General features: G+C 72.3%; 22 protein-coding genes and 1 pseudogene. 11 read left to right on the forward strand and 12 right to left on the reverse strand.

From position 1 onward, the window contains the following. Positions 1 to 129: 129 nt before the first annotated feature. On the reverse strand, positions 130 to 954 hold the full coding sequence (locus ABZ948_RS13315) for an alpha/beta fold hydrolase (RefSeq protein WP_359759028.1): 825 nt from the start codon (positions 952 to 954) through the stop codon (positions 130 to 132). A gap of 101 nt (positions 955 to 1055) precedes the next feature. Between ABZ948_RS13315 and ABZ948_RS13320 the strand changes: the two genes are divergently transcribed. From ABZ948_RS13320 to ABZ948_RS13335, 4 genes and pseudogenes are all read left to right on the forward strand, one after another. Beyond that, positions 1056 to 1586: a PadR family transcriptional regulator gene (locus ABZ948_RS13320; protein WP_359759029.1), complete on the forward strand. Its 531-nt coding sequence runs from the start codon at positions 1056 to 1058 to the stop codon at positions 1584 to 1586. A 65-nt stretch (positions 1587 to 1651) separates the two neighbouring features. Beyond that, positions 1652 to 1774, forward strand: a pseudogene (locus ABZ948_RS13325) (mycothiol conjugate amidase Mca); the annotation flags it as partial. Between the two features lie 379 nt (positions 1775 to 2153). After that, complete coding sequence (locus ABZ948_RS13330; RefSeq protein WP_359759030.1) at positions 2154 to 3266, forward strand: ArsR/SmtB family transcription factor; 1113 nt, start codon at positions 2154 to 2156, stop codon at positions 3264 to 3266. Positions 3267 to 3321: 55 nt separating this feature from the next. Continuing rightward, entirely contained in the window at positions 3322 to 4563 is a 1242-nt protein-coding gene (locus tag ABZ948_RS13335) for an MFS transporter (RefSeq protein ID WP_359759031.1), read from the forward strand. A 6-nt stretch (positions 4564 to 4569) separates the two neighbouring features. Here the strand turns inward: ABZ948_RS13335 and ABZ948_RS13340 are convergent, their stop codons facing one another. Further along, positions 4570 to 4938, reverse strand: coding sequence for a hypothetical protein (locus ABZ948_RS13340; protein ID WP_359759032.1), 369 nt, complete (start codon positions 4936 to 4938; stop codon positions 4570 to 4572). Positions 4939 to 5199: 261 nt separating this feature from the next. Between ABZ948_RS13340 and ABZ948_RS13345 the strand changes: the two genes are divergently transcribed. Both ABZ948_RS13345 and ABZ948_RS13350 read left to right on the forward strand, forming a co-directional pair. Then, positions 5200 to 7206: a DUF1996 domain-containing protein gene (locus tag ABZ948_RS13345; protein ID WP_359759186.1), complete on the forward strand. Its 2007-nt coding sequence runs from the start codon at positions 5200 to 5202 to the stop codon at positions 7204 to 7206. Positions 7207 to 7385: 179 nt separating this feature from the next. Further along, a complete protein-coding gene (locus ABZ948_RS13350; protein ID WP_435857489.1) occupies positions 7386 to 8135 on the forward strand; it encodes a sulfite exporter TauE/SafE family protein in 750 nt (249 codons plus the stop codon). Positions 8136 to 8142: 7 nt separating this feature from the next. Here the strand turns inward: ABZ948_RS13350 and ABZ948_RS13355 are convergent, their stop codons facing one another. From ABZ948_RS13355 to ABZ948_RS13365, 3 genes are all read right to left on the reverse strand, one after another. Then, entirely contained in the window at positions 8143 to 10404 is a 2262-nt protein-coding gene (locus tag ABZ948_RS13355) for an MMPL family transporter (protein ID WP_359759034.1), read from the reverse strand. 59 nt (positions 10405 to 10463) lie between these two features. Beyond that, the gene (locus tag ABZ948_RS13360) at positions 10464 to 11426 is read right to left on the reverse strand and encodes a DMT family transporter (protein ID WP_359759035.1); all 963 of its coding nucleotides are present in this window, start codon (positions 11424 to 11426) and stop codon (positions 10464 to 10466) included. Between the two features lie 87 nt (positions 11427 to 11513). Next, positions 11514 to 12332 carry a chitosanase gene (locus ABZ948_RS13365; RefSeq protein ID WP_359759036.1) on the reverse strand — a complete coding sequence of 273 codons (819 nt, stop codon included), beginning with the start codon at positions 12330 to 12332 and terminating at the stop codon, positions 11514 to 11516. Positions 12333 to 12549: 217 nt separating this feature from the next. On the opposite strand from ABZ948_RS13365, the gene ABZ948_RS13370 reads away from it, so the two are divergent. After that, positions 12550 to 12732 (forward strand): hypothetical protein, encoded by a 183-nt coding sequence (locus ABZ948_RS13370; RefSeq protein ID WP_359759037.1) that lies wholly within the window; start codon positions 12550 to 12552, stop codon positions 12730 to 12732. Positions 12733 to 12744: 12 nt separating this feature from the next. Here the strand turns inward: ABZ948_RS13370 and ABZ948_RS13375 are convergent, their stop codons facing one another. The 3 genes from ABZ948_RS13375 to ABZ948_RS13385 form a co-directional block, all read right to left on the reverse strand. Then, positions 12745 to 13473 carry an ankyrin repeat domain-containing protein gene (locus ABZ948_RS13375; protein WP_359759038.1) on the reverse strand — a complete coding sequence of 243 codons (729 nt, stop codon included), beginning with the start codon at positions 13471 to 13473 and terminating at the stop codon, positions 12745 to 12747. Positions 13474 to 13930: 457 nt separating this feature from the next. Continuing rightward, entirely contained in the window at positions 13931 to 14623 is a 693-nt protein-coding gene (locus ABZ948_RS13380; protein WP_359759039.1) for an ANTAR domain-containing protein, read from the reverse strand. 107 nt (positions 14624 to 14730) lie between these two features. Continuing rightward, the gene (locus ABZ948_RS13385) at positions 14731 to 17289 is read right to left on the reverse strand and encodes a SpoIIE family protein phosphatase (protein WP_359759040.1); all 2559 of its coding nucleotides are present in this window, start codon (positions 17287 to 17289) and stop codon (positions 14731 to 14733) included. 171 nt (positions 17290 to 17460) lie between these two features. Between ABZ948_RS13385 and ABZ948_RS13390 the strand changes: the two genes are divergently transcribed. Further along, positions 17461 to 18051 (forward strand): AMIN-like domain-containing (lipo)protein, encoded by a 591-nt coding sequence (locus tag ABZ948_RS13390; RefSeq protein ID WP_359759041.1) that lies wholly within the window; start codon positions 17461 to 17463, stop codon positions 18049 to 18051. Between the two features lie 264 nt (positions 18052 to 18315). Beyond that, positions 18316 to 19185 (forward strand): helix-turn-helix domain-containing protein, encoded by an 870-nt coding sequence (locus ABZ948_RS13395; protein WP_359759042.1) that lies wholly within the window; start codon positions 18316 to 18318, stop codon positions 19183 to 19185. Here ABZ948_RS13395 and ABZ948_RS13400 read toward each other — a convergent pair. The 3 genes from ABZ948_RS13400 to ABZ948_RS13410 are packed head-to-tail and all read right to left on the reverse strand — an operon-like array spanning position 19140 to position 23238. Continuing rightward, on the reverse strand, positions 19140 to 21704 hold the full coding sequence (locus ABZ948_RS13400) for an excinuclease ABC subunit UvrA (protein WP_359759043.1): 2565 nt from the start codon (positions 21702 to 21704) through the stop codon (positions 19140 to 19142). The genes ABZ948_RS13395 and ABZ948_RS13400 overlap by 46 nt on opposite strands. A gap of 47 nt (positions 21705 to 21751) precedes the next feature. Beyond that, entirely contained in the window at positions 21752 to 22183 is a 432-nt protein-coding gene (locus tag ABZ948_RS13405) for a YybH family protein (protein ID WP_359759044.1), read from the reverse strand. Between the two features lie 32 nt (positions 22184 to 22215). Further along, positions 22216 to 23238 carry an alcohol dehydrogenase catalytic domain-containing protein gene (locus ABZ948_RS13410; RefSeq protein ID WP_435857485.1) on the reverse strand — a complete coding sequence of 341 codons (1023 nt, stop codon included), beginning with the start codon at positions 23236 to 23238 and terminating at the stop codon, positions 22216 to 22218. Between the two features lie 207 nt (positions 23239 to 23445). On the opposite strand from ABZ948_RS13410, the gene ABZ948_RS13415 reads away from it, so the two are divergent. Beyond that, positions 23446 to 23880 carry a hypothetical protein gene (locus ABZ948_RS13415; RefSeq protein ID WP_359759045.1) on the forward strand — a complete coding sequence of 145 codons (435 nt, stop codon included), beginning with the start codon at positions 23446 to 23448 and terminating at the stop codon, positions 23878 to 23880. Positions 23881 to 24060: 180 nt separating this feature from the next. Beyond that, positions 24061 to 24300, forward strand: coding sequence for a hypothetical protein (locus tag ABZ948_RS13420; protein ID WP_359759046.1), 240 nt, complete (start codon positions 24061 to 24063; stop codon positions 24298 to 24300). 29 nt (positions 24301 to 24329) lie between these two features. Here the strand turns inward: ABZ948_RS13420 and ABZ948_RS13425 are convergent, their stop codons facing one another. Further along, on the reverse strand, positions 24330 to 25430 hold the full coding sequence (locus tag ABZ948_RS13425) for a GNAT family N-acetyltransferase (RefSeq protein ID WP_359759189.1): 1101 nt from the start codon (positions 25428 to 25430) through the stop codon (positions 24330 to 24332). Between the last annotated feature and the right edge of the window lie 13 nt (positions 25431 to 25443).

Raw genomic sequence — 25443 nt, forward strand, 5'->3', positions numbered from 1 at the left:
TGGCCGATCAGGCCTGGATGACTGCTCAGGGGCTGGGGACTGTTGCCCATTGGGTTGATGAGTGGTCGTCACGGTGTCACCCGGACGTCCTGGGGCCTATGAGGCCGACGGGCTCACTCGGTCCTGCGCCTATGAGGCGGTGTGCTCGGTGGCGACCCGCTCGAGCCATTCGCTGACGAGTGCGATGAACAGCTCGGGCTGTTCGATCTGCAGGTTGTGGCCGGCGGTGTCGAGGACGGCGTAGGTGGCGCGTGGGTAGTGCGGGAGGAGGTCGAACTGGTCGAGGTAGCCGACGCTGTCGTCCTGGCGCCCGGCCAGGATCAGCGTGGGGCGGGTGAAGGGTTCGCCGTCCTCTGGTTCACGGGTGAGCTGCCACTGGCGGCGGATGCGTTCCAGGGCGGTGGTGTCGGCGATGTCCAGGCCCGCCTGGATCTCCTTGCGGAACCGTCGCAGAACCTCCGGCGTCTCCACGACCGCGATGGAGGTGAAGACCTGAGCGGTGTGCGTGTCGAGGCCAGAGATCAGGGCCGGGTCGGAGCGCAGGACCAGCCGCTCGGGCGGACGGCTCTCGGCGGTGTCCACGCGTCTGGCGGAGGGGCAGATCAGGGCGAGTCCCCGAACTTGATCACGGCGGGTTCGGGCAAGCGCACGGGCGAGGTAGCCGCCGCAGGACTCGCCAAGGAGCAGGAACGGCTCGTCACCGATCTGGTCGTCCACAAGGTCCTGTACGGCGGCGAGCATGTCGTCGGAGCTCGCGATGTGGGCGGGTGCCGGGGACCTCCCCATGGCGGGCAGGTCCGGGTACAGCCGCCGGTACCCCGGGCGCTGGGCGAAGACCGGCTCCAGGCAGCCGAGCATCAGACGGTGGTCGGGTCCCCACCCGTGCAACGCGAGCACCGGCGTCCCTTCGCCATGTTCCGCGAAGTTCAGCTGTACCTGGGTACGCTGCGGCATTTCTCCATCACATCCTCATGATCACGCGGATAAACGTCCGGGCCCTCGCCAACGTAACATCGATTCGATGTGACATCGAATCGATGTGAGATGCTGGAGGCATGCTGGAACTCGCGATCCTCGGCTCCCTCGCCGAAGGCCCCCTGCCCGGCCATGAGCTGCGCCGCCGCGTCACGGCGCTGACCGGGTACAGCCGTCCGGTCAGCGACGGCACGCTCTACCCGGCGCTGAACCGGCTCACCAAGGCCGGACTCATCGAACGGCACCCCGCCCCGGAGGCAGGCGGCGGCCGCTACGTGCTGAACCTGACCGCTACAGGTCGCGAGGACATGCTGCGGCGCCTGCGCGAACCCGCCGACCACGAGGTCACCGACTTCGCCCGCTGGTTCACCATCCTGGCGTTCCTCTCCCTGCTGCCCGACACCGCCGAGCAGCACGCCGTCCTGCGTCGCCGCCTGGCGTTCCTCGAGACCCCGTCGAGCTTCTTCTACGAGGATGAAAAGCCCGTTCGCGCCGAGGAGACCGACGACCCCTACCGGCGCGGCATGCTGCTCATCGCCCGCGCCATCACCCGATCCGAACTCGCGTGGCTGCACGAGGCGTTGGGCGACAAGCCCGCCGAGGAGGCATGACACGAAAGCACCCTGGTGCGACCCCCAGGGCCCTGGCGGCGCTGTGCTTCGGGGGCCGGTGTGCCACCCCCTACGGGGAGTGGCTCAAGCGCTGGGAGGAGTTCGGCATGAAGCAGCGCACGCTCACCACGCACGTCCCGTGCGCCGACTTCTACGAGATCCGCGACAAGGCACTGATCGCGCACGCCCCATGGTTGCCCTGTCGTTCTCGTAGGCGGCCCAGGCGAGGGCCGCGTCCTCGATGCGCTCGAACTGACGCAGCCGACTTGAGTCGCAGCCACACTGGGCGGTTGCCGCGAACCCGTTGCCTGCGACGAACCTGGGTTGTGTGGTCACAACCGAGGCCGGTTGAGCAGCCGGGAGAGCACGATCACATAACGCCGTCGAGTGCCGTCGCGTCCGGCAGCTGCACGGCGCCGGCCACGATCTCCGGGAACGCGGGGACCCATTTCGGTACCGCGCCTGGAGCGGCACCATCGTCCCGGCCCCGACGGAGACCAGCGCCCGGAACCCGTCCCACGTCGGTTATGCGCTGTTGAGCTGTCCACGGACTATCGTCCACGGGTCATGACGATCGTGTTCCGGGTCCCTGCCGGCGGTGCGGAGCGGGTTGGGTTCGCCTACTCGCCGGCGATGGAAGCCGTACTGAGTCTCCATGTGCTGGTGGAGCCCAAGCACCACCCCGTCCAGCACGGCTGGGTGCGTGCGATGCGCAAGCTGTCCCCGGCGCTGAAGCGGGAGATCGAGGCGTTCTCCTACGCGGTGCGCTCGTACTTCCCCGAGTTCCTCTTCCCGCAGCCGACCGGCCGACTGATGGACTTCGAGGACGAACTGGCCGGTTTGCGCGGGGCGGATCCGGAGCTGGTCCGCCTGGAGTTCGCCGTCCCCCTGCTCACACCCTGGCCGGGCAGCGGCGAGGGCAGGGATCCGCAACGGCTGGATGAACCGGAGGTACGCCGCCTGTTGCGGGAGCGCCTCGCACGGGAAAGCGACGAAGCGATGGCCGCGATGCTCCTCGACGACCCCCGCGCGCTGCTCGAGCGGTTTCTGAGCATGCTGGAGCGCTACTGGCGGGAGGCGTTCGAGGAGGAATGGGCACGGCTCGAACCCGAACTCGCCGCCGGCGTCAGCGAGGCCGGACACCAGATCGAGCAGCGCGGTCTGTACGGGATGCTCCGTGGCCTGTGGCCGGAGGTGCGCAGCGACCGGCAGGCCGAACGCTTCTGGCTGGAGCGGCCGCACGACCACGAGGTCGCCATCGGTCCGGACGACACACTCGTGCTCGCCCCCAGCGCCTATGTGTGGCCGCACGTACGCGTCAACTGCGACGGTCCGTGGCCCCTCGGGCTCGTCTTCCCCGTCTCCTCGATCGTCCGGGAAGCCCGCCCGAGGATTCCGCCGACCAGGCTCGTCGGCACACTCCGCGCGCTCGCCGACGACACCCGGCTGCGCGTCCTGCGACTGCTCGCCGAACGCCCGCGCAGCACCCAAGAGTTGGCCCCGCTCGTCGGCGTCAGCGAGGCCGCCCTGTCCAAGCACCTGCGGGTGCTGGCGGACGCCGGCCTGCTGGAGCGCCGCCGCGAGGGCTACTACGTCCTGTACCGGCTCGCGCCCGGACAGGTGGCGGACCTGACCCCCAGCCTCGAAAACTTCCTGCACGGCGACGGCGAGGCAGACTGATTAGCCATCCGCCTAATAAGTGGATCAGAACCCGACGGGACCCGACAGTGGCCGCATGTCACTGCTGAAGGACCGCAACTTCCTGCTTCTCTTCGCCGGCCAGGGCATCTCACGCTTCGGCGACGGCCTGTACACCGCCGCGACCGCCTGGCTGGCCTGGTCACTGACGAAGGACCCCACTGCCGTCGCCCTGGTCAGCGTCTCCGCGTTCGCGCCCGCGTTCCTGGCCACCTTCGTCGTCGCCTCGTACGCCGACCGCCGCGACCGCCGGAAGCTGATGATCGCCACCGACCTGGCCCGGGTCGCCGTGGTGGCCGTGGCCTCGATCCTGCTCTCCCTCGACCTGCTGAACCTGCCCCTGCTCGTGGCGACCACGGCGCTGCTGGCGCTGATCGGCGCCCCGTTCGCCCCGGCCCGCAGCGCCATCGTCCCGCAGATCGTGCCGGACGACCGCCTCCAGCAGGCCAACGGACTGCTGCAAGTCGCCTTCCGGGCCGCCTTCTTCGTCGGCCCGCTCATGCTCGCGCCGCTGCTGGCCTTCGGCTCGCTGCAGTCGGCGCTGGTGGTGAACGGACTCACCTTCCTGGGCTCGGCGGCCGCCGTGGCCGCCATCCGCGTGCCCCGCCCCGCTCCGACCACCGGTCAGACGGGGCTGTGGTCCGATCTCAGCGCCGGGCTCAGGGCCGTGCGGGCCGCTCCCGACGTACTCGTGGTCATTGTGACCTTCGTGCTCGCGCTCGCCCTCACCAACGGTTTCCTGACCGTCGGGCTGGTCGCGGTCGTGGGACAGGGCGGCCAGTACGGCCTGCTGCTCGGCGTCGCCGGGGTCGCCGAAGTGGTGGGCGCCCTGCTCCTGGCCGGCCTGCGCATCCGCAGACTCGCACTGGCCGCGGTGCTGGCGTGGGCCCTGCTCGGGATCTTCCGGGCTCCGCTGGGAACGGTCACCTCCACGACCGTGGCAGCAGTTCTTCTGACCGCCACGGGGCTGGCCTCGGCCCTCACGGACATTCCCTTGATCGCACTGGTGCAGCAGCGCATACCGGGCCATCATCTGGCGAAGGCGCTTGGCCTGTGGGAGGCGGGGGTGGCAGGAGCCCTGGCGATCTCTCCCTTTGTGGCCTCGACCGCCATCACCCTCGCCGGACTCGAGAGCGCCTTCCTGCTCTCGGGAGCCGCCGTCGTCGTCCTGGCCGTGATCGCCACGCTCACCCTCGCATGCGTCGGCGCACGGCAGCCCGGTCAGGGGCCCGTCGTCACGGCCGACGGCACGGCAAGCGTCGGGGCGCCGAAGAGATAGCGGTGATCATGGCCGAACCGGACTGACTGGGGGGCAGGCGGCGTTCGTCTTCCGGTGGCGCCCGGCCCGGGCGAGGGCTTCGACGAGTTCCTCCCGGCTCATCTTCGAGCGGCCGGGCAAGTCCTGCGCGGTGGCCCGCTCGTACAGCTCCGCCTTGCTCGGCTGCCGCAGCTCGCCCTTGCCCGAGCCGCGCCGGCTGCCGGATGCGGCGCGGGCCGTCTTCGACGGCGCCCTCTTCGCGGTGGTCTTTTTCGCGGTGGTCTTCTTCGTGTCCTTCGCGGCGGGCGTCCGGGCCGTCTTGCGGGCCTGGCCCGTCTGGGCGACGCAACCTCGTCCACCTAAAGGCGACGCAACCTCGTCCGCCTGAAGAGACATGATCCTCACCACCGCGCCCAGCACACAGGTCAGCGGCCGCCTTTGCTCGGTCCGTCCGCGCTTCCTGAGAGTTCTCCAAGAATCCGCAGGGCGATTGAACACGCCGGTGCTCCCATACGTACGGGACGGGGGGATTTTCATGCCCGGCACGCCACGAAGCGCAGGAGAGCACCCTTGGGACGCAACACGCGAAGACGCCCTACCGGCCCACGACGCGCGACCTTCGCCGCGGTCGCGCTGATCCTGGGCGGAGGCGGCCTGATGGCGGCGAACGTCTACGCCTCGGCCACGGACGCGGGTTCGGGCGGTGAGGCGGCACAGACGCGGTCCGGCACGGGGGTGCGGACCGCGGGCGCCACGATCGACTGCCCGGACGTCGCCGGCCGGCTCACCTCGGTCCCGGAGCGGGCGAGGCCCGAGGTCGACAAGCAACTCGCCCTCCTGGACGAGCAGATCGCCCAGGCCTACCAGCGGCTGAGCACGTCGGCCGAGCAGATACGGCAGGACGCCGGCTTCGCCGACAGCGCCATCGTGAGCCCGCTGAAGGACAAGCGGGCCGCCACCATCGAGCGCATCGCGATCGCCATCGACCGCGTGGCGGACCGCCCCGAAGGGCTCGAACCCCTCGCGGCCTGCACCGTACGGGACTCCGGCAACCAGGCCCCCGCGCCGACCGCGAGCCAGGGCGGTGGCGGGCAGCCCGGACAGGGCGACGGCGGCCAGGACCAGGGGACCGGCCAGGGTCAGGGCGACGGCCAGGGCCAGGGCGGCAACGGCGGACAGGCGGGCAACGGCCCGGTCGCCGCCGACTTCGTGGACATCAAGAGCGCCCGGCCCGACGCGGGCACCCCCCGGCAGCAGGGCGGCGCCTCCCGCGGCTCCTTCGCCACCGACTGCGGCGTGAACGAGAACGGCCTGTTCAACTCCGACAACATCATCGCCGCGCCGGGCGTCACCAACGGCGCCCACCACTTCCACGACTACGTCGGCAACCAGGCCAACAACGCCTTCGCGAGCGACCAGGACCTCGCGAACGCCGAGACCAGCTGCGACGACCCGGGCGACAAGTCCTCCTACTACTGGCCCGTGCTGCGCCTGCAGAACGGCACCAAGGAGCAGGACGCCACGTCGCCCGGCGGCGGCATCGAGGGCAACGCGGGCGAGATCGTCACGCCGAAACAGGTCACGCTGACGTTCGTCGGCAACCCCCGCGACAAGGTCACCGCCATGCCGCGGCTGCTGCGCATCATCACCGGCGACGCCAAGTCCTTCGTCAACGGCCCCGCCAACGCCAACGCCTCCTGGAGCTGCACCGGCTTCGAGGACCGGCAGCTGAAGGACAAGTACCCGCTGTGCCCGCGCGGCAGTGACGTGGTGCGCACCTTCAAGTTCCAGAGCTGCTGGGACGGCCGCAACATCGACAGCGCCAACCACCGCACCCACGTGGCCTTCGCGGACGCCGCCGGCACCTGCCCGTCCGGCTTCCGGCCCATCCCGCAGCTGGTCCAGCGCATCGTCTACGACGTCGACGCGCCGAGCCTCGGCGACGGCGGCCGCACGACCCCGCTGTTCGCGGTGGACTCCTTCCCGGAGCAGCTGCACAAGCCGGTCACGGACCACGGCGACTTCATCAACGTCTTCGACGAGGACCTGATGCGGGAGATGGTCGACTGCATCAACGAGGGCCGCACGTGCGGCGCCGGGGCGGGCGCCGAACCGGGAGGGGAGGAGCCGCAGGAGCAGCCGACCGGCACTCCTCAGGCCCCGGAGCAGGAGCCGACTCGCACCCCCGAGGCCCCGCAGGAGCAGCCCACGCGCACGCCCGACGCGCCGAAGGACGGCGACGCCGGCGGCAAGCCGGGTGACGCGGGCGCGAACGGCGGCAAGGGCCAGGCGTCCAAGCCGCCGGCGACCGGCAGGCCGGCCCCCGAACCGGAGCCCCGCGACGACGCCACCACCACCGCTCCCCGCACCGGCGAACCCGAGGTGTACGTGACACCGTCCGCCGAGCGCGGCACGGCGAACGCGGGTGGGCGGGGCGGCTCGGACGGCGACACCGGCGAGGACACGGACGGCCTCGGCGGGTCCCAGGCCGTCGGAACCGCGACCAGCGCCGCGCCGACACCCTCCGTCCCGTCGCGGACGGAACCACAGGCAGTCGGCGAAGGCGGCCTGGCCGACACCGGCGCCCAGCTCTGGCCGGCCGCGGCGGGCGCCGTCCTGGTCGCGGCGGGCTTCGTCGTCCTGCGCAGGGCCAGGCGCGGCTGACCCCACCCGACGCACCCGCGTCCGGGGAAACGGCGGCGGGATCGGGCCAGGATCCCGCCGTCGTCGTCCGTGCCCGGCGACCCTTCGGCCCACGCCGAAGTGCCCACCGCCTAACGTGACTCCATGAACATCATCGGGAACGGTGCACGCGGTGGAGCGATGACGTGACGCCGGGGGAGATGGTGGCCGTCTTCGCCGCCGGCACGGGCGCGGGGGCCGTCAACGCCGTCGTCGGTTCGGGAACGCTGATCACCTTCCCGGTGCTGCTCGCCACCGGCATGCCCCCGGTCACCGCCACGGTGTCCAACGGGCTCGGCCTGGTCCCCGGCTCGATCAGCGCGGTCATCGGCTACCGCGAGGAACTCCGCGGCCAGGGCCGGCGCGTCCTGCTGCTCGGCATCGGCGCGGTCCTGGGCGGTCTCGCGGGTGCCGTGCTGCTGCTGACCCTGCCCGCGGCGGCCTTCGAGCGGATCGTGCCCGCCCTGGTCGGCCTCGCCCTCGTCCTCGTCGCCTGCCAGCCCCTGATCGCCAGGCGCGTGCGCCGCCGTCGCGCCAGGCGCGGCCCCGCCCGCCGGGACGGCGGCCCGCTGCTGTTCTCCGGCCTGACGCTGGCCAGCGTCTACGGCGGCTACTTCTCGGCCGCCCAGGGCATCATCTACGTCTCCCTCATGGGCATGCTGCTCGACGAGACGCTCCAGCGGCTCAACGCCGTCAAGAACGTGCTGGCCGCCGTCGTCAGCACCGTCGCCGCCCTGCTCTTCCTCTTCTTCGCCGACTTCGACTGGACGGCCGTCCTGCTCATCGCCACCGGGTCCGCGCTGGGCGGACTGGCAGGCGCCAGAACGGGCCGCCGCTTCAGCCCCACCGTCCTGCGCACCCTCATCGTGTCGGTCGGCACCGTCGCCCTCGTCCACCTGGTGCTCCACTGAGCCCCTGTCACGGGGTCGTCCGGCTCCCCGCCCGCTCCGTCCCGCCCTCGGCGTCGATGCGGGGCAGCACCCGGTCCAGCCACCGCGGCGTCCACCAGGCGTGCCGTCCGAGCAGGGTCAGCACGGCCGGCACCATGAGCAGGCGCACCACCGTGGCGTCGATGAGCACGCTGACGGCCAGGCCCAGCCCGAGCATCTTCACCACGATGTTGTCGCTGACGATGAACGCCGCGAACACGCTCACCATGATCAGCGCGGCGCAGGTGATGACCCTCGCGGTGATCTCCAGGGCGTGCGCGACCGAGGCCTTGGCGTCCCCGGTGCGCCGCCACGCCTCGTGGACGCGGGACAGCAGGAAGATCTCGTAGTCCATGCTGAGCCCGAAGATGATGGCGAACATCATCATCGGCACGTAGCTCTCGATGGGCACGGTGCCGTTCACGCCGAGCGCGGGACCGCCCCACCCCCACTGGAACACGGCGACGACCACGCCGTACGAGGCCGTGATGGACAGGACGTTGAGGACGGCGGCCTTGACGGCGACGAGCAGTCCGCGGAACACGGCCAGGATGATCAGGAACGCCAGGGCGACGACCACGGCGATGATCACGGGCAGCCGGGAGGCGACGATGTCGCGGAAGTCGACCTGCGCCGCCGTCGTCCCGGTGACGTACCCCTGGGCGTCCGTCCCCCGGACCACGTCGGGCAGCGTGTCGTCGACCAGACGGTTGGTCAGGTCCGTGGTGGTGCCGCTCTGCGGGGACTGCTCCGAGTAGACCGTGCCGATCAGGACGTCACCGTCCTGGGTGGACGTCAGGGGCGTGACGACGGCGGCGCCGTCCACCGCGTCGAGCGTCTGCTGGGCCTGAGAGGCCAGGCCGGAGCGCTGCGCGTCCGGTACGTCCGACTGGTCGATGACGACGGTGAGCGGCCCGTTGGACCCGGGCCCGAACGCGTCGGTCATCAGGTCGTAGGCCCGCCGGTCCGTGAAGGACTTCGGATCGGCACCGTCACCGATGTGGCCGAGCCGGATCGACAGCACCGGGATCGCGAGCACCACGATCACGGCGACACCGGCCGTCAGGAACCACAGCGGCCTGCGCTCCACCCGTTGCGCGTACCGGTGCCAGGTGCCCTGCGGTGTCCCTCCCGACTCGGCGTCGGTCTCGGCCACCGGGCGGCGCACCGTGTAGCGGTCGATGTGCCGCCCGAGGAGACCGAGCAGCGCCGGCACCAGGGTGAGCGCGCCGACGACGGCCGAGACGACGGTGACCGCGGCGGCGAGGCCGAGCAGGCCGATGAAGGCGACCCCGGACGCGGACAGGCCCGCCAGGGCGATGATCACCGTGCAGCCGGAGACGAGGACGGCGTGCCCGCTGGTGCTCGCGGCCTGTCCGGCGGCCCGGACCGGGTCGGCCCCGTCGACGAGGTTCTGCCGGTGACGCGTGATCAGGAACAGGGCGTAGTCGATGCCGACGCCGAGACCGATCATCGTCGCCAGGGTCGGCGAGACCGTCGCGAAGGTGAACGCGAGCGCCAGCAGCCCGAGGATGGCCAGACCGCCGACGACGCTGATCAGCGCGGTCAGCAGCGGGACGCCGGCGGCGATGACGCTCCCGAACCCGACGAGCAGGACGACGACGGCCACGCCGAAGCCGATCAGCTCGCTCACCCGGTCGTCGGCCTCCGGCCGGGCGAGCTCGCCGAGCGGCCCCCCGTACTCGACCACCGCCCCGGCCGACCGCAGCGGCTGCACGGCGTCGTCGACCCCGCCCAGGTATCCGCCGCCGAGCGTCGAGGGCTGCACGTCGAAGCGGACGGTGATGTACGCCGTCTTCCGGTCGTCGGACAACGGCCCGACGTTCTGCTGCGACTGACCCGACGTCGATCCCTGCGCGGTCAGCGGGTTCTGGGCCGACAGGACGTGCGGGAGCTTCTCCAGGCCGGCGACCGCGGTGGACATCTGGGAGCCGAGCGCGGTCAGTTCCTGGCCGTCGTCGTGCAGCACGATCTGGCTGCTGTAGCCGCCGGCCTGCGGGTCGTGCTCCTTCAGCACGTCCAGGCCCTTCTGGGACTGCGCCTGCGGCAGGGAGAAGTTGTCGGAGTACGACCCGCCGTAGACGTGGTTGACCACCTGGAGGGCCACCAGTGCCACGAGCCAGGCTCCGATGACGAGGCCGAAGTGACGGGCGCACCACTCGCCCAGCCGCCGCAGCACGCCCCCGCGCGCTGCCGTGTCGATCCCTGCGCCGGTGCGGGTGTGCGGCATGGACGTCGTCTCCTGGGTCGGCCGGGACGCTGTGTGCCGTCCATTAGACGCACGCGGGATCAGTCGGGCATTCCAGGCACGCGGGTCTCATGCCCCAGCGGGCGGCCGTTCCCCCTAAAGGCCCGACCCGGTGCACGGCGTGCACGCCCGGCCCGCCTCAGCGCTCCGGACCCCAGCGCCACTCCGAGCCCCACGAGCGCGCTGCCCGCCGCCTGCGCGGGGCCGTAGGAGCCGGTTCCGACGAGCGGTGCGGTGCAGGCCGCGGCCACCGGGATGAGGCCGGAGAAGAGGGTGGCGCGTTCCGCGCCGATCCGCTGCATGCCCATGTACCAGCACACGAACCCGATCACGGTGACGACCACCGCCTGCCACAGCAGCGCGGCCGTCTCGACGGCGTCCGGGCGGCGCAGCCACGCGCCCCCGTCGACCAGCACGCCCACCGCCGCCGACTCCAGCGCGGCGAGGGCGCACACCGTGGCCGACAGCAGCCTGGGTCCGAGCGGCCGCAGCACGGGCACCGCGAGGACGGCGAACCCGACCTCTCCGGCCAGGGCACAGACGGAGAAGGCGATGCCCGCGCCGTCCGTGCGTCCCCAGCCCTGTACGGCGAAGGCGCCGACGGCCACGAGCAACGCCCCGTGGAGGACCGCCCGTTGGGGCCGGCGCCCGTCCAGCAGGGGCACGAGCACGGCGACGACCACCGGCGCGCAGCCCACGAACACGCCGGGAACCGCCGGTTCCGCCGTGCGCTCCGCGGCGATGACGGCCAGGTTGAAGCCGACCATGCCGACCGCCGCGAGCAGGGCGAGACGGACCCACTGACGGGGCGCGAGCGTCCGCAGCCGGGCGGCAGCGCCCCGCCCGGCGAGCGGGAGGAGCAGCAGACAGGCCAGCCCGTAGCGCAGGAACTGGCCGCCCGCGTACGGGTAGTCGCCGAGGAGGCTGTTGGCGGTGAAGGACCCTCCGACGAGGACGCAGGCGAGCGCGGCGAGGAGGGCGCCGCGCGAGGTGGTGGGGTTCATACGGGCGACGCTAGGCAGCCGGGCGGCCCGGGAAGGAGTCCACTTCGGTGCCCGCTCGATGGACCAATCCCGCCCGGGCCGCGGCGGTCAGCCGATGTGGTAGCTGTCGCCGTAGACCTTCCAGTCCAGTGGCGGGTCGAGGTCGAGGTTGCGCCGGCGCAGGAAGACACGCTGCGCGGTGTCGACGCGGCTCGTGTCGCTGTGCGCCTCCTCCTGCCTCATGGCCCACACCCGTGCGTCCAGGAAGGCGTCGAGGTACCGCACCTCGTCACCGCCCTGCGCCGGCGGCTTCGCCGTGCGCAGCGCACGCCTGCGGATGTTGCGGAAGCTCAGGGGGTCGGTGCCGTCGCCGTGCATCACGATGGCGTCGTAGTAGGCGAACTGGCCCAGCACGCGCAGCCCGTCCGCCTTCCCCTGCCGGACCGCCGGGCCGAAGTACACCCGGTCGCGCTCGTCGTCCTGGGCACGCCGGAACGCGGCGTCGCGGGCCGCCCGGCGCCAGTCGCCGGGGAAGCCCGGGTCGAGCCCCTCGTGCGAGTCGGAGCCGTTGACCTCGCGCAGCGCCGGCAGGTACGCCGCCAGGACGTTGCCGGGCCTGCGGTCGGCGTAGAGCTCGACGAGGTCGAGCATGTCACCGGTGCCGGAGCAGAATCCGATGATGCCGGCGGTGTAGCCGCGGCCGTCGCGGATGTCCTCGATGTACTGGTACTGCGCCTTCCAGTCGAGCGAGGAGTTCTCCGCGCTCGACACGAGCTGCATGGCGATCTCCTTCTTCGCCGGGTCGTCGAGCCCGACGGCGCGGACGGACGCCGCGGCGGGCGCCGGATTCAGGAGCGGGGCGGCGACGGCGGCCCCGAACAGGGCCAGGACGGTGCGACGCGCCGCCGGGGTCGAGGGGTGTCTCACGGTGCCTCCAGGCAGGGTGGGGGTGGGAGAGCCGAACCGTGCACAACTGATAGGAAGGTTTCCTATCACCGAAGGGACGCAAGGGAAACAAGCGAGCGGAAAGTTCTCAGGGTCGGACAAGCGCGCCCGGCGGGAACCGTGAGCCCCGCTCACACGTCAATTCATTGCCCAGGGAGGGCTGATCGGTCGGAAAGACCAACCGGAGAGGGGAATCGCCGTGGACGACGCGACGTCGCAGCAGGGAAGCGAGGCGGAGGTCGCCGCGCGCCGGTCCCGCTTCGGGGCACTGCCGGAGCCGGTACGCGTGGAGGACATGGTCGAGGAGCGACCGGCGAGCTCACACGACCCCGACCGCACGGCCTACAACCAGGACGAGTGGCTCGTGCGCTACTGCCTCTGAGGCCCCCGGCCGCTACGAGGCGCTGCGCGCGCCCAGGCCGTGCAGCCACCGCACCACGTCGTCGGCGTCCTGGACGCGGGCGATGTCGAGCGGTGTCCTGTCGTCGTAGCCGCACCAGTCGATGTCGGCGCCGTGCCGGTGCAGGTACTGCGCGGTGGCCAGGTGCCCGCCGTGGCAGGCACCCCAGAAGGCGCTGGTGATCTCCTCGGGCGAGGGAGGCTCGCCGTCCTCGACGTACGCCCGGACCCGGTCGAGCAGGCCGAGCGTGGCGGCGTCCTGGAGCGTCGTGCGGGCGCCGTGCTCGACGAGGCGGTGCGCGGCACGCCACTGGCCGAAGGCGCGGGCGTCGGCGAGCGGGGTGCCGCCGGCGATCACCGCCCCGGGGGCCTCGATGTCGGCCCCGGCGGCGATGAGCGCGTCCAGGACGGGCACGTCGTTGTTGCTCGCGGCCCAGTGCAGCGGTGTCTCCGTGTGCGCACCGGCGAACCGGGCGTTGGGATCCGCCCCGGCCGCGACCAGGACGGCCACCACCTCGGGGCCGTGGGGGAAGTGACCGGGCCAGTCCGTCGCGAGGTGCAGCAGAGTGCGCGTGCCCTTGCCGTCCTCACCGTCCTCGGTGACACGCGCGGTGGCCAGACCGGGATGGTCGGCGAGCAACTGCCGGAGCCCGGGCAGATCACCGGCCCGGATCGCCTCGGTCACGGCGACGGCGAGCGGGTCCCGCGATGTCAGCGTCTGCAAGCCGGCCTCCCGATCGCCGTCGAGGACCCCTGATTCTGCCAGTGCGGCACCCGCCGGGGAGGTGAACCGGCAGGATTCAGCGGCGGCGCAGCTGGGTTCCGCCCCCCGGCAGGCTGAGCGACGGACCGGCAAGGACGCTCACCGGGCTGCCGGAGGCCGCGAATGTCCTCGTCGGCGGCGCGCTGCCCCGGCGCCACCAGGTCCCGTCCCCCGACCCGCGCCGACCCGCCTCCGGCCCGGACAAGGATCCGCACACCGCCGCCACCCCCGCCTCCGGGGGCCCGGTCCGGACGACGTGTCCGCACGCCCCACGAGGCGTAGCTCGCCCGACGCCTGGAGACCGGCGACGGCCACGGCCTGGACGGCTCATCGGCCGGCTCGTCCACCACATGACAACCACCGGACAGGACGCCGCCGACATCGCGGTGCTGCTGCCGCGTGCCCCTGACCCGGACGGTCAGGTCTGACCGGGACGGTCGGCGCGGACCCGCCGGGCCACGTCGCGCAGCTTGATGTTGTGGTGCTGCGAGATGCGCCGCAGCACATCGAAGGCCTCGTCCTCGCTGAGCCGGTGGCGTTCCATCAGGATCCCCATGGCCTCCCCGATGGCGTGCCGGGTCTCCAGGGCGTGCTCCAGCTGGTCGACGGTGCGGGCGGTGGCCAGCGCGACGGCGGCGTGGGAGGCGAGCAGCCAGCCCGCGGCCTCGATGTCCTTGCCGAACGCCCCGGGGCGGCGCGAGTAGAGGTTCAGCGCGCCGAAGTCCTCCTGCTCGGTGTAGAGCAGCACACCGGTCATGCTGCCGATCCCGAGCCCGCGAGCCGCCTCGGAGAACCGCGGCCAGGACGGCTGCGGACTGGTCATGTCGGCGATGCGGAACAGCCGCTCGCCGTCCACGCGACGGGCGGCGTCGAAGCACGGCCCCTCGCCCAGCTCGCCCTGCAGCCGGTCGGACTCCTCGACCATGTCGCCGCACACCGCCAGCGTCACGGTCCGGCCCTTCGACACCGCGAGGATGCCCGCCGCGTCACAGCCCTCGACGAGCTTCACCGCCGCGGCCGCGATCTCGTCCAGCGTCGCCTGGACCGAGTCCTGCGCCACCAGATCCCGGGCGAGCAACGCCATCTGCTCGGCGTACCGCTGCCACTCCACCGCCACCACCGCCTCGCTCGCCGGTTCCGACCACGGTACTCGCGCCGCGTCCGCGACGCCGACCGCCGTCGTGACGCGGGGGCCGCGGCCGGGAACCCGCGCCTGGCTCAGCGGTACGCCGTCAGCAGCAGCGCCACGTCGTCCGGCCGCTCCGTGGCCCGCCGGGCCGTGCCCACCAGCCGGTCGGCGAGGTGTTCCACCGAGTCCGCCGGTGTGTCGGCCAGGCAGCGGCGGACCCGCTCGATGCCCCGGTCGATGTCGCTGCCGGGCCGTTCTACGAGCCCGTCGGTGTACAGGGCGAGGACGCTGCCGGGGGCCAGCTCGATGGGGGTGACCGGGTAGAACGCGTCGGGCTGCACGCCCAGCATGACCCCGCCGGCCAGGTCGAGCCGCTCGGCGTGCCCGTCGGGACGGCGCAGCAGCGGCGGGGGATGCCCGGCCCGCACGGCGAGGGCGCGGCCGCTGCGCGGGTTCAGTTCGATGTAGCAGCAGGTGGCGAAGGCATCGGACTCCAGCTCGGCCAGCAGCCGGTTGGTGTGGGTGATGACCTCCTGCGGCGGGCGCTCGCTCGCGGCGAACGCGTGCACGGCACTGCGCAGCTGCCCCATCACCGCGGCGGCGCCGACACTGTGGCCCTCGACGTCCCCGATGACCAGCGCCACCCCACGCCCCGTGGTGATCACGTCGTACCAGTCGCCGCCGATGGCCATGCCCTGCGTGCCGGGCAGATAGCGGCCGGTCGTGCGCAGCCCCTCCACGGCGGGCAGCCGGTGCGGCAGCAGCCCCTCCTGCAGGCCCCGGGCGACGGCGGACTCCGCGTCGTAGAGCCGCGCCCGCTCCAGGGCCTGGGCGGCGAGACCGCTCAGCGCGGTGAGGGCGGAGCGTTCGTCGGCGGTGAACCGGCGCGGGGCGTCCCACCCGAGGATGCAGGAGCCGACGGGGTGACCGGAGGCGATCAGCGGCAGGAACGACCAGGCGCTCATGCGGTCCAGGGTGATGCCCGGGTACGCGACGGAGAGGTCCTCCGGCGACTCGAAGAACAGCGGCAGCCGCGTGGTCAGGGCGTGTACGCCGGGCAGCTGCGTGTCGAGGGTGACCCCTTCGAACGGGGTGAGGAAACCCTCGGGGTAGCCCGACTCCCACAGCAGGTACATCCGGCCCTCGCGGACGGTGTACAGGGCGAGTTCCCGGGCGCCGAACGCCGGCAGCAACTGCTCCGACACGGCCCGGCACACGTCCCGCACGGTGACCGCCTCGGTGAGCACGCTCGCCATCTGCACCACGTGGTACAGCGCGCCGGCCCGCGCCGCGGCGACCGGCCCGGGCGGCGGCGCGCCGGGACCCGGTACGACGGCGGCGGACCCGGCCTCGTACGCGGCGTCGCCGCCCGTGGGCGGGCCGGTCGGGGAGACCCGCCCGGTCAGCCCGTGCACGTCCGGGTAGAGCACGAAGCCCAGCCAGTTCCCGTCCGGACGCCGCACGAGGAAGGACACCTGCTCCTGCGACAGCATCGCCGCCCGGTAGCGGTCCTCGTACGCGGGGTCCCGGAGCCAGGTGACCACCTCCCACGGATACCGGCCCAGCAGCTCCTCCCGGCCGGAGCCCAGCAGTTCCTCGCAGCGCCGGTTGGCGTACGTCAGGCGGCCGTCCTGGTCCAGGGAGAAGATCCCGTCGGGCAGCCGCTCGGCGGCTTCGGCCGCGGTCAGTCCGCCGGTCGCGTCGACCAGGGCAGCCACCAGGACCCGGGCGGAACCGGTGCCGCCGCCCATGAGATGGCCCCACAGCTCGACGGGCCGGTAGCCGGACTCCCCGCTGTCCGCGGACGCGTCCCGCACCCGGAAGTGCCGGGACCTGACCCGGCCGTGGGTCAGCGCGTCGCGCCGGCTCGCCCGCAGCTCGTGCAGGTCGTCCGGGCTGACACGGGCCTCGAGGTCCGCCAGGGTGCCGCCGAAGTCCGCCCGTGCGATGCCGAGGAGGGCGAGGGCCTCGTCGTCGGTGGTGCACCGGTCCGTCTCCAGGTCCCAGTCGACGAGCCCCACCCGGACCGGGTGGACGGCGGGGGTGGGCAGCCGCACGCCGACGGGTTCGTCGTCGTACTCGATGCCGGCGGGGGCCGTGCCGGACCGGGCGGCGGCCAGGCGGCCGAGCCGCTCCTCCATGTCCCGCCCGGCGGGGCGCAGGGCGAGCGCCACCGCCTCCGCGTCCAGCGGCGTCCGGGCGGCCGAGCGCAGTACGACCAGGACGCCGACGGGCTCGCCGCCCGCCCGCACGGGCCGGTGGGCGGAGCCGAACGAGTACGGCAGTCCGGCGGTGAAGTGCGGGAAGCGCACCATGGTGGCGCGCTCGTCCGGCAGCCACAGGGGCTCGTCGCGCCGGTAGGCCTCCGCCATGGGCAGGGCGCCGCCCACCGGCACCCGCCACCAGCTCCTGAGCAGCGACCTGGGCACGCCGGTGACCATCGCGAGCACGAGTGAGCGCCGGTCGCGCGAGCGCAGGTAGACCAGGCCGCCGTAGCCCCCGAGGTCGCGCATGGCCCGGACCAGCGGAGCGGTCAGGGCGTCCTCGACCCGCCCCGTGTCCCCGGTCCGGTCCCGGCCGTCACCCCCGCCCCGGATCCGGCCACCGGATGACCGCGGCCCGTCCGGCACGGCGGCTTCCTCATCCATGTCGCGTCCTCCCGGTACGGACGCACCGGACACCAATCGCTCCCCACCAGGATGTGCCATGGTCGGCGCTCCGGCGCGGTGGGTGCAATCTTTCGTTCACGCGGGTGCAACCTTTGGGTCAAGACGGCCGTCTCACCCGATATCACAACCACGCAAGCCTCGGGGGCGGCAATGGTACGAATCAGAACAGCATGCGCGACTCTCGCGCTCGTGGGCGCCACGGTGGCCGTGGCGACGATCCCGGCGGGCGCCGCACCGGCCGCGGCCCGGCAGTCCACCACGCAGACCACGACGTGCCCGACCGGCTGGGGAAGCCTCGCCAAGACCGGCACCAGTGCGACGGTCGCGCCGATGACGAACGTCCGGACCGGCCGCCACGCCTGCTTCGACCGGATGGTCGTCGACGTGCCCGGCGCGGGCAGCGGCGTCGGCTACAGCGTCCGGTACGTCGACCGGCTCCACCAGGACGGTTCCGGCCGCTACATACCCGTGGCCGGCGGTGCCGTCCTCGAGGTGCGGGTGACCGCTCCCGCCTACGACCCGGAGACCGGCGCACCCACCTACCCCGGCCGGGTGGCGCTCCCGCTGCCGGGCGTGGACCTCACGGGCTACCGCACCTTCCGTGACACGCGCTTCGCCGGCAGCTTCGAGGGGGAGACCCAGATCGGCCTCGGCGTCCGCGCCCGGCTGCCCTTCCGGGTGCTGCAGCTCGACGACCGCGTCATCGTGGACGTCGCCCACAGCTGGACGGCCACGAGCTGAGCCTCACGCTGAAGGAGGGGCGAGCCTCCGGCCGCTCCAGCCGGTCGCCGGCTCACCCCTCCACGCGGACGGCGCGGTGACACGTCCCGTCCTGCCCTCCCGTCCTGTCCCCGGAACCGGACCGACGGACGGGCGGTAGGCTGCGGACACGTGATAGCCGACAGGCGACACCGCAGACAGGGCGGACCGTCCGGAGCGTCCGGGCCGGCCGCGATTCCGCTGTACGGCTTCCAGCCCCCGGTCGGCACTCCGTACGGGCTCGAGGTGAGCACCGTCGAGGACTTCTTCGCCTGCCACGACGACTGGCCGTGGAACCCGCCCCGCCCGGGCCGTGCCACCTTCCACTACCTCATCGCCGTCACCGAGGGCGAGTTGCGGCACGACGTCGACCACGTCACACGGACCGTCTCGCCCGGCCAGTGGCTGTGGGTGAGGCCCGGACACGCGCAGTGCTGGCATCCTCCCGGCGACGCCCGTGGCACGTTCATCCTGTTCGAGCCGGATGTGCTGACCCCTGACACCGCCCGCCTGCTGGCCCCGCTCCTCGCGCACGAAGCCCCGCCTGTGCTGACGCCGCACCGCGAAGACGGCCCCTGGCTGGGGGAGACGGCCCTTCAGCTCCTGGACGAACACCGCGCGCTGGGGCGCCGCGGGCTCGACGTCCACCACGCCCTGCGGCGCAGCCTGCTCGAATCCCTCCTCCTGCGCCTCGCCAACTCCCCGGACATCGTCCCCGCGGACACGACGGCCGGGGCGGGCCGGGGTGACACCCACGCACGGTTCGTGGACGCCCTGGAGCTGCACTTCCGCGAGCTGCACCAAGCAGCGGACTACGCCGAGCTGCTCGGCTGTTCGGTCCGCACCCTCAGCCGCGCCGCCCGGGCCGCCACCGGCAAGGGGGCGCGTGAGCTGATCGACGAGCGGCGGCTGCTCGAAGCCCGGCGCCTGCTGGCAGGCCCCGGCTGGGACGCCCGGGCCGTGGCCGCCCACCTCGGTTTCACCGACCCCGCCAACTTCGGCCGCTTCTTCCGCGCGCACACCGGTCTCACGCCGGCCGCATTCGCGGCGGGCCAGGACCGTCCAGCTCCTCATCCGGCCGGCCGAGCGGGCGGTGCGAGCACCTCGCGCAGGTAGCGGCCGGTGACGCTGTCCGGGCTCTCGGCGATCTGCTCGGGTGTGCCGGTGGCGGTGACGCGTCCGCCGTGCACGCCGCCGCCGGGGCCGAGGTCGATCACCTGGTCGGCGTTGGCGATCATGTCGAGGTCGTGCTCGATGAAGACGACGGTGGCCCCGTTGTCGACCAGGCGCTGCAGGACGCCGAGGAGGACGCGGACGTCGAGCGGGTGCAGGCCGACGCTGGGTTCGTCCAGGACGAACAGGGCGTCGTGCTGGTCGCGGTAGAGTTCGGTGGCGAGCTTGAGCCGCTGCGCCTCGCCCCCGGACAGGGCGGGGGTGGCCTCGCCGAGGGTGAGGTAGCCCAGGCCCAGGTCGACGAGGGTCTGCAGACGGGAGCGGACCTTGGCCAGGTCGGCGGTGTGCTCGATGGCCTGCGTGACGGTGCGGGCCAGCAGCTGCGGCAGGGTGAGCCCGTCGTCCGCGTCGCCGCCGCGCGGCACGCGGCGGACGGTGTCGGCGTCGGGGGCGTAACGGGAGCCTTCGCAGTCGGGGCAGAGGATGTCGACGTCGGGCAGGAACTGCACGTCGAGTTCGATCTGGCCGGTGCCTTCGCAGGTGGGGCAGCGCAGGCTGCCGGTGTTGTAGGAGAAGTCCCCGGCCTTCAGGCCGCGTTCCTTCGCCGAGGGGGTGACGGCGTAGGCGCGGCGCAGGTCGTCCAGGACGCCGCTGTAGGTGGCCAGGGTGGAGCGGACGTTGATCCCGATGGGGGAGGCGTCGACGACGTTGACGCGGGTGATGCCCTCCGGGGTGATCTTCCGGACGTGCTCCGGGAGCGGCCGGCCCGCCGCGTGTGCTTCGAGTGCCGGGACCAGGCTCTCCAGGACGAGGGTGGTCTTGCCGGAGCCGGAGGCACCGGTGACGGCGGTGAGACGGCCGCGCGGAATGGTCAGGTCGAGGGCGTGGACGGTGTGCAGCGGCGCGGTGCGCAGACGGACGCGGCCCAGCTTGAACACGTCGTCCGCGTCGGGCCGGGGACGGACCAGGAGCTGCTCGCGGCCGGTGAGGAATCCGGCGATCAGGGACGCCTTGTCGCGTGCCACGTTCTTGAGGGTGCCCTCGGCGATGACGGTGCCGCCGTCGCCGCCGGAGCCGGGGCCGATCTCGATGAGGTGGTCGGCCTCGCGCAGGACCTGGACGTCGTGGTCGACGACGATCACCGAGTTGCCGTCCGCGAGCAGGCTGCGGATGACGCCGAGGAGCCCGTCGACGTTGGCGGGGTGCAGGCCGATCGAGGGCTCGTCCAGGACGTACAGCACGCCCGTGGTGCGGTTGCGGACCGCGCGGGACAGTGCGACGCGCTGCCGCTCCCCGGTGGACAGCGTGGACGAGGCCCGATCCAGGGTGAGGTAGCCCAGGCCGAGTTCGATGAGCCGCTGGGCGGTGGCGACCATCTGGGAGACGATGCTCTCGGCCATGGGGGCCATCGCCTTCGGGACGGTGGCGGGGATCGTCCGCACCCACGCGGTGACGTCGTCGAGTGTCTTGGCGGTGGCGTCGGCGAGGTCGGTGCCGTCGACGAGGCTGGAGCGGGCCTGCTCGTTCAGGCGGGTGCCGTGGCAGTCCGGGCAGGTCTGGACGGACAGGAACCGGTCGACGCGGTCGAGCCCCTTCTTCGTGGTGGCCTTCCGCAACGCCTCCTCGACCGCCTGGCGGGCGTTGCGGTAGCCGGCGTTCAGCTCGAAGAGCTTGCCGTTCTTGGCCGGGTACAGGATGACGCGCTTGACCGGCGGCCCCTCGAAGACGATCGCGCGTTCCTTCTTCGTCAGCTTCGCGAACGGCACGTCGGTGCGCACGCCGAGTTCGGCGGCCACCTTCGGCACGGCCGTGAGCCCGAACATCTGCCACGGCAGGACGGCGCCCTCGTCGATGGTGCGCGAGGGGTCGGGGACGAGGGCGGCCGCGTCGACCTCCCGCACGGTCCCGGTGCCCGCACAGCGGGGGCAGGCGCCGTCGCTGTTGAACGCGTACGACTCGGCGCTCGGCGGCCCGAACACCACCCCGCACTCGGGGCAGGTCAGCGGCAGGTCGAGGGCGACGTCCATGGTCGGTTCCAGGCGGTGCCCGTGGGGGCACCGGTGGTGTCCGAGCCGGGAGAAGATCAGGCGCAGGCTGTTGAGGAGTTCGGTGGAGGTCCCGAACGTGCTGCGCACCCCGGGGACGCCGGGCCGCTGGCGCAGCGCGAGCGCGGCCGGCACGTGCTCGACGCTGTCCACGGCCGCGTGCGCGGCCTGGGTGAGGCGGCGCCGGGTGTAGGTGGACAACGCTTCCAGGTAGCGGCGGGACCCTTCGGCGTACAGCACACCGAGGGCGAGCGAGGACTTGCCCGAGCCGGAGACGCCGGCGATCGCGACGAGCTTGCCGAGCGGCACCGTGACGTCGATGTCCTTCAGGTTGTGCACGCGCGCCCCGCGCACGGTGATCGCGTCCGGTGCGGACGCCGGCACGGAGCCCTTCGTCCCCTTCACGGGTTTGCCCACTGACTGGTCCTTTCGCTGCGGGTGGTGGTGCCCGGGGTGCTCCCCGGTCAGGAAGCGATCTTCTCGGTCACGGTCTGGGAGAAGGCCCAGTTGGAGTGCACGATGCGCCACCGGCCGTCGATGAGGCGGTAACCGTGGGTGGCGTTCCAGGCGCGCAGCTGCTTCTCCTGGCCGTTCTCGTCGAGGACGTAGGTGCGCAGCTTGTACGCCAGGACCGCCAAGTCGCCCTCGTCGCTGACGTGAACCTGCGGGTCGAGGTACTCGCTGCGCACGATGTGCGGGTCGGAGTAGAGGGAGTGGATCCATGCGACGACCTTGTCCCGGCCGACCAGGATGTTCTCGAGGATCGGGTCGAAGTAGCTGACCTCGTCCGCGAACGCGTCGAGGTATCCGGTGTTGTCGCCGGCGCTCCACCGCTCGTTGAAGGACTTCTCCAGTTCGATGACGGTCCTGCTGATTTCTTCCTTGTCGACGCCCATGGCGCCTCCTCTCGTGCGAGGACGAGTGTTTCTCAGTCGTCGAGAAGCACGACGTGCTTGCCCGGTGTCGTGCCGGCCTCGACGTCGGCCTGGGCGGCGCGAACCTGCTCCAGGCCGTGGTGGACCTTCGCGACCGGGGCTGTGAGCCGTCCGTCGGCGATGGCTCGCAGCTGGTGCCGGAACACCTCGGCGGGCAGGTCGCCGGCCTCGCCCGCGTAGGCGGTCAGCCGCACCCCGCCCGGGATCATGAACGGGGTGAAGTCGGGGATCGTCCACTGGCCCGCCAGGGCTCCGGTGAAGCAGACGGTGCCGTGGCGGCGGACCGTGCGGAGGGTGTCGGGGAGGACCGAGCAGCCCACCAGCTCCAGCGCGGCGTCGACGCCGTCCGGGACCAGCTCGCGCACCTGGTCGGCGACGGTGCCGTCGTCGACCAGCGGATGGTCGACGCCCACGGCCCGCAGCTCCGCGGCCCTCCCCGGGCTGCGGGTGGTGGACAGCACCGTGGCGCCCAGGTCCTTGGCGATCGTGGCCGCGCTCAGCCCGACCGTGGAGGTGCCGCCGCGGATCAGCAGCGTCTGTCCCGCCCTGAGGCCGAGGCCGGTGGTGAGGGAGCCGTACGCGGTCTGGAACATCTCCGGCAGCGCACCGGCCACCTCCCACGGCAGGTCGGTCTCGAACGGGATGACCTGCCGAGCCGGGACGGTCACGTACTGCGCGTACGAGCCGTCGAAGGACCGGCCCATGCCGCCCATCATGGTCGCCACCTGCTGCCCCGGCCGCAGCCCGCTGGCCTCGTCGGCCCGGTCGACGACACCGACGCCCTCGATGCCGGGGATGCGCGGGTAGGTCACGTCCGGGTCCGACTCGCCCTTGCGCGTGGTGACTTCGGACTCGTTGACGCCGAACGCCTTGACCTTGATCCGCACCCAGCCCGGCTGAGGGTCGGGCACCGGCACTTCCCTGATCTCCAGGGCGTCGAGGCCGCCGGGCCGAGCGACGACGACCGCCCGCATCGTGGCGGGCGTGAGGCCCGCAGCGTTGTCTGGCTGATCCATGCTGAACTCCTCGCCGTGTCCACCCGCCGCCGCCCGCAGGGCCCGGCCCGCGCATGCGTCGGCGCACGGCGTGACCTGCTGGTTTCCTGCGGTTGCCCATCCATGATGAGGTCGCTTCCGGCCCGCCGGCCCGTCACGGGCAGACAGCCGATGGTCACCGTCGGACACCAGCACTCCGTGCGTTGTGCGCAGGCATAGGGTGCTCCGGTGAGCAGCGAGAACCAGTACGCCGACCGATTCCTCGGCGAGTTCCGGGAACTCGAGCACGGCCGCACCGACGGCCCCTCACTGAGGGACTGCGTCCGAAGCGAGGGCGAATCCCATGAGGCGGACCTCGTTCGCTACCTGCGCGCCGGCTCGGTGCCGGCCGCGACCACCGCACGCGTCCACGACGTCCTCAGCCCGGGGAACGAGCTGATCGGCGGGCTGCATCTCCTCACCGACGGTGAGTGGTTCTGGTACTCGGACCTGGCGCACTACGTCGAGCGCTACCACGTTCCCCTGGACGCCCGATTCGTCGACCATGCACGGACCCGTGGCTGGACACCGCCTCAGCTGACCGACGCCGAACTCGTCCGTCTCGCCGACGCCTTCCTCCCCGACGACGGCTCCGCGTCCGTTGTCACCGACGGCGCGCATTAGAACAGGCGCTGGCCACGTCCTTCGGACAGGCGACCAGAGGGGTCGCCGAGTGGTGGTGCGGATTCAGCGAGTCGGGCGCACGCCGAATCCATGAGCGGAAACAAGCCGCCCTCCGGACCGCCGCGTGGACTGCAGTGGGGCCAGACACCTGAACCTCAGAGGCTGTCGCGCAGAGCGGTCATGACCCACCTCGCCGCGGCGCTTGGTGGTGTGTTCATCGGGGTGATGATCGGCATCATCGGCTCGGGCGCCCGTGAGAACGACAGCCCGAATTCCGTCCGGACTGAAACGGCCCTGCCGTCAGTGGTTGAGCAGAACGAGAAAGGGGGGACCAAGTCCCCCGACCGACCACAAACACAGCAGTCAGCGGGGATCCCTGGTGAAACCCTGGAAGAAGATCGGCCAGTACCGCAACCGTAGATCGTCAGCCGCTCTGGCGGGCACCGCGTTCAGCGACGTAACCGCCCCGCCTCCGCCAGTGCCCGGGCGGCTGCGCCGGCCAGGCGAGGCCGGTTGCGGACGAAGCGGCGGGCGGCGCGGGCGGGTTCCCGGCCGAGCCAGTGGGCGGTTCCGCCGGGCACCGGACGTATCACCGCGCCCTCGTACACCCGTAGATCGCGGGTCTTCAGCGTCTCCTTGTAGCGGGCCGGGCCGCTGCCCAGGTCGACCGTCTCGATCCCGTGGGCCGCCGCGGCCTCCAGCATTTTCACCTGCAACAGGAGACCGGGGGAGTACTTGCCGTACGCGCGGTCGTACGCCGGGAACCACCAGGACAGCACCGTGCGCGAACGCAGTCCGAAGTGCGCGGCCACCGGCCGGTCCGCGGCGTACAGCACGGACAGCACCCCGCGGCACTCGGGCTCCTCGCTCTCCCCGAGCAGGCCCACCAGCCGTGTGATCCACTCCTGTGCGAACCGGTCGCGCCGGCCGGTCCGCCGGTACTGCGCCGACTTCCAGTCCATCAGCGCCCGCAGGGCGGCGGGGTCGTCGGCGTCGTACACGAACCGCACCTCGCCGACCTGCCGGGCCAGCCTGCGCTCCTTGGCCAGGGTCTGTCTGAGGAAGCTCGGCGACTTCGCCCGCAGCCGCCGCGCGTACCGCTCGAACCCCTCGGCGAGGTCGACCACCGGTGAGGCGAGTTCCTCGGCCGCGTGCGGCACGAACAGCCCCTGCCCGGCTTCCAGGTTGTCGAACTCCCAGGACGACAACGCGCAGGACCGCAGCAGCCTGCGGGCGTCGAGCCGGATCCCGGGGCGTAACACGGCCCCCTGACTGTCCGACACCCCGAGCCCGATGGCCCGGCCCTGCCCCAGGGGCCCTCTCTCGTACGGGAAGAACCCGACCGGTGAGCCGTCGTCCTGCAGCACCGCGACCCTGGCTCCCGGCCTGACCCGCGCCACCGCCCTCGTGAACGCCGGGTCGAGAAAGGGGTTCGCCGGGGCTCCGGACTCCGTCCGTATCTCCCGCCACATCTTCTGGTCGTTCGGGCTCAGTTCGTCCGGCCTCAGAACGAGAACGCGCTTTCCAGGCAAGTCTGCCTCCTGTGTCATCGGCATGGGGACA

The sequence above is a fragment of the Streptomyces olindensis genome (assembly GCF_040645895.1).
Classification (GTDB): Bacteria; Actinomycetota; Actinomycetes; order Streptomycetales; family Streptomycetaceae; genus Streptomyces; species Streptomyces olindensis.

Excerpts from the sequence above, each read along its gene's own strand:
- ABZ948_RS13315 (WP_359759028.1), bottom strand. The coding sequence starts at position 954 with ATGCCGCAGCGTACCCAGGTACAGCTGAACTTCGCGGAACATGGCGAA.
- ABZ948_RS13320 (WP_359759029.1), top strand. The coding sequence starts at position 1,056 with ATGCTGGAACTCGCGATCCTCGGCTCCCTCGCCGAAGGCCCCCTGCCC.
- ABZ948_RS13330 (WP_359759030.1), top strand. The coding sequence starts at position 2,154 with ATGACGATCGTGTTCCGGGTCCCTGCCGGCGGTGCGGAGCGGGTTGGG.
- ABZ948_RS13335 (WP_359759031.1), top strand. The coding sequence starts at position 3,322 with ATGTCACTGCTGAAGGACCGCAACTTCCTGCTTCTCTTCGCCGGCCAG.
- ABZ948_RS13340 (WP_359759032.1), bottom strand. The coding sequence starts at position 4,938 with ATGTCTCTTCAGGCGGACGAGGTTGCGTCGCCTTTAGGTGGACGAGGT.
- ABZ948_RS13345 (WP_359759186.1), top strand. The coding sequence starts at position 5,200 with ATGGCGGCGAACGTCTACGCCTCGGCCACGGACGCGGGTTCGGGCGGT.
- ABZ948_RS13350 (WP_435857489.1), top strand. The coding sequence starts at position 7,386 with ATGGTGGCCGTCTTCGCCGCCGGCACGGGCGCGGGGGCCGTCAACGCC.
- ABZ948_RS13355 (WP_359759034.1), bottom strand. The coding sequence starts at position 10,404 with ATGCCGCACACCCGCACCGGCGCAGGGATCGACACGGCAGCGCGCGGG.
- ABZ948_RS13360 (WP_359759035.1), bottom strand. The coding sequence starts at position 11,426 with ATGAACCCCACCACCTCGCGCGGCGCCCTCCTCGCCGCGCTCGCCTGC.
- ABZ948_RS13385 (WP_359759040.1), bottom strand. The coding sequence starts at position 17,289 with ATGGATGAGGAAGCCGCCGTGCCGGACGGGCCGCGGTCATCCGGTGGC.
- ABZ948_RS13390 (WP_359759041.1), top strand. The coding sequence starts at position 17,461 with ATGGTACGAATCAGAACAGCATGCGCGACTCTCGCGCTCGTGGGCGCC.
- ABZ948_RS13405 (WP_359759044.1), bottom strand. The coding sequence starts at position 22,183 with ATGGGCGTCGACAAGGAAGAAATCAGCAGGACCGTCATCGAACTGGAG.
- ABZ948_RS13410 (WP_435857485.1), bottom strand. The coding sequence starts at position 23,238 with ATGGATCAGCCAGACAACGCTGCGGGCCTCACGCCCGCCACGATGCGG.
- ABZ948_RS13420 (WP_359759046.1), top strand. The coding sequence starts at position 24,061 with ATGACCCACCTCGCCGCGGCGCTTGGTGGTGTGTTCATCGGGGTGATG.
- ABZ948_RS13425 (WP_359759189.1), bottom strand. The coding sequence starts at position 25,430 with ATGACACAGGAGGCAGACTTGCCTGGAAAGCGCGTTCTCGTTCTGAGG.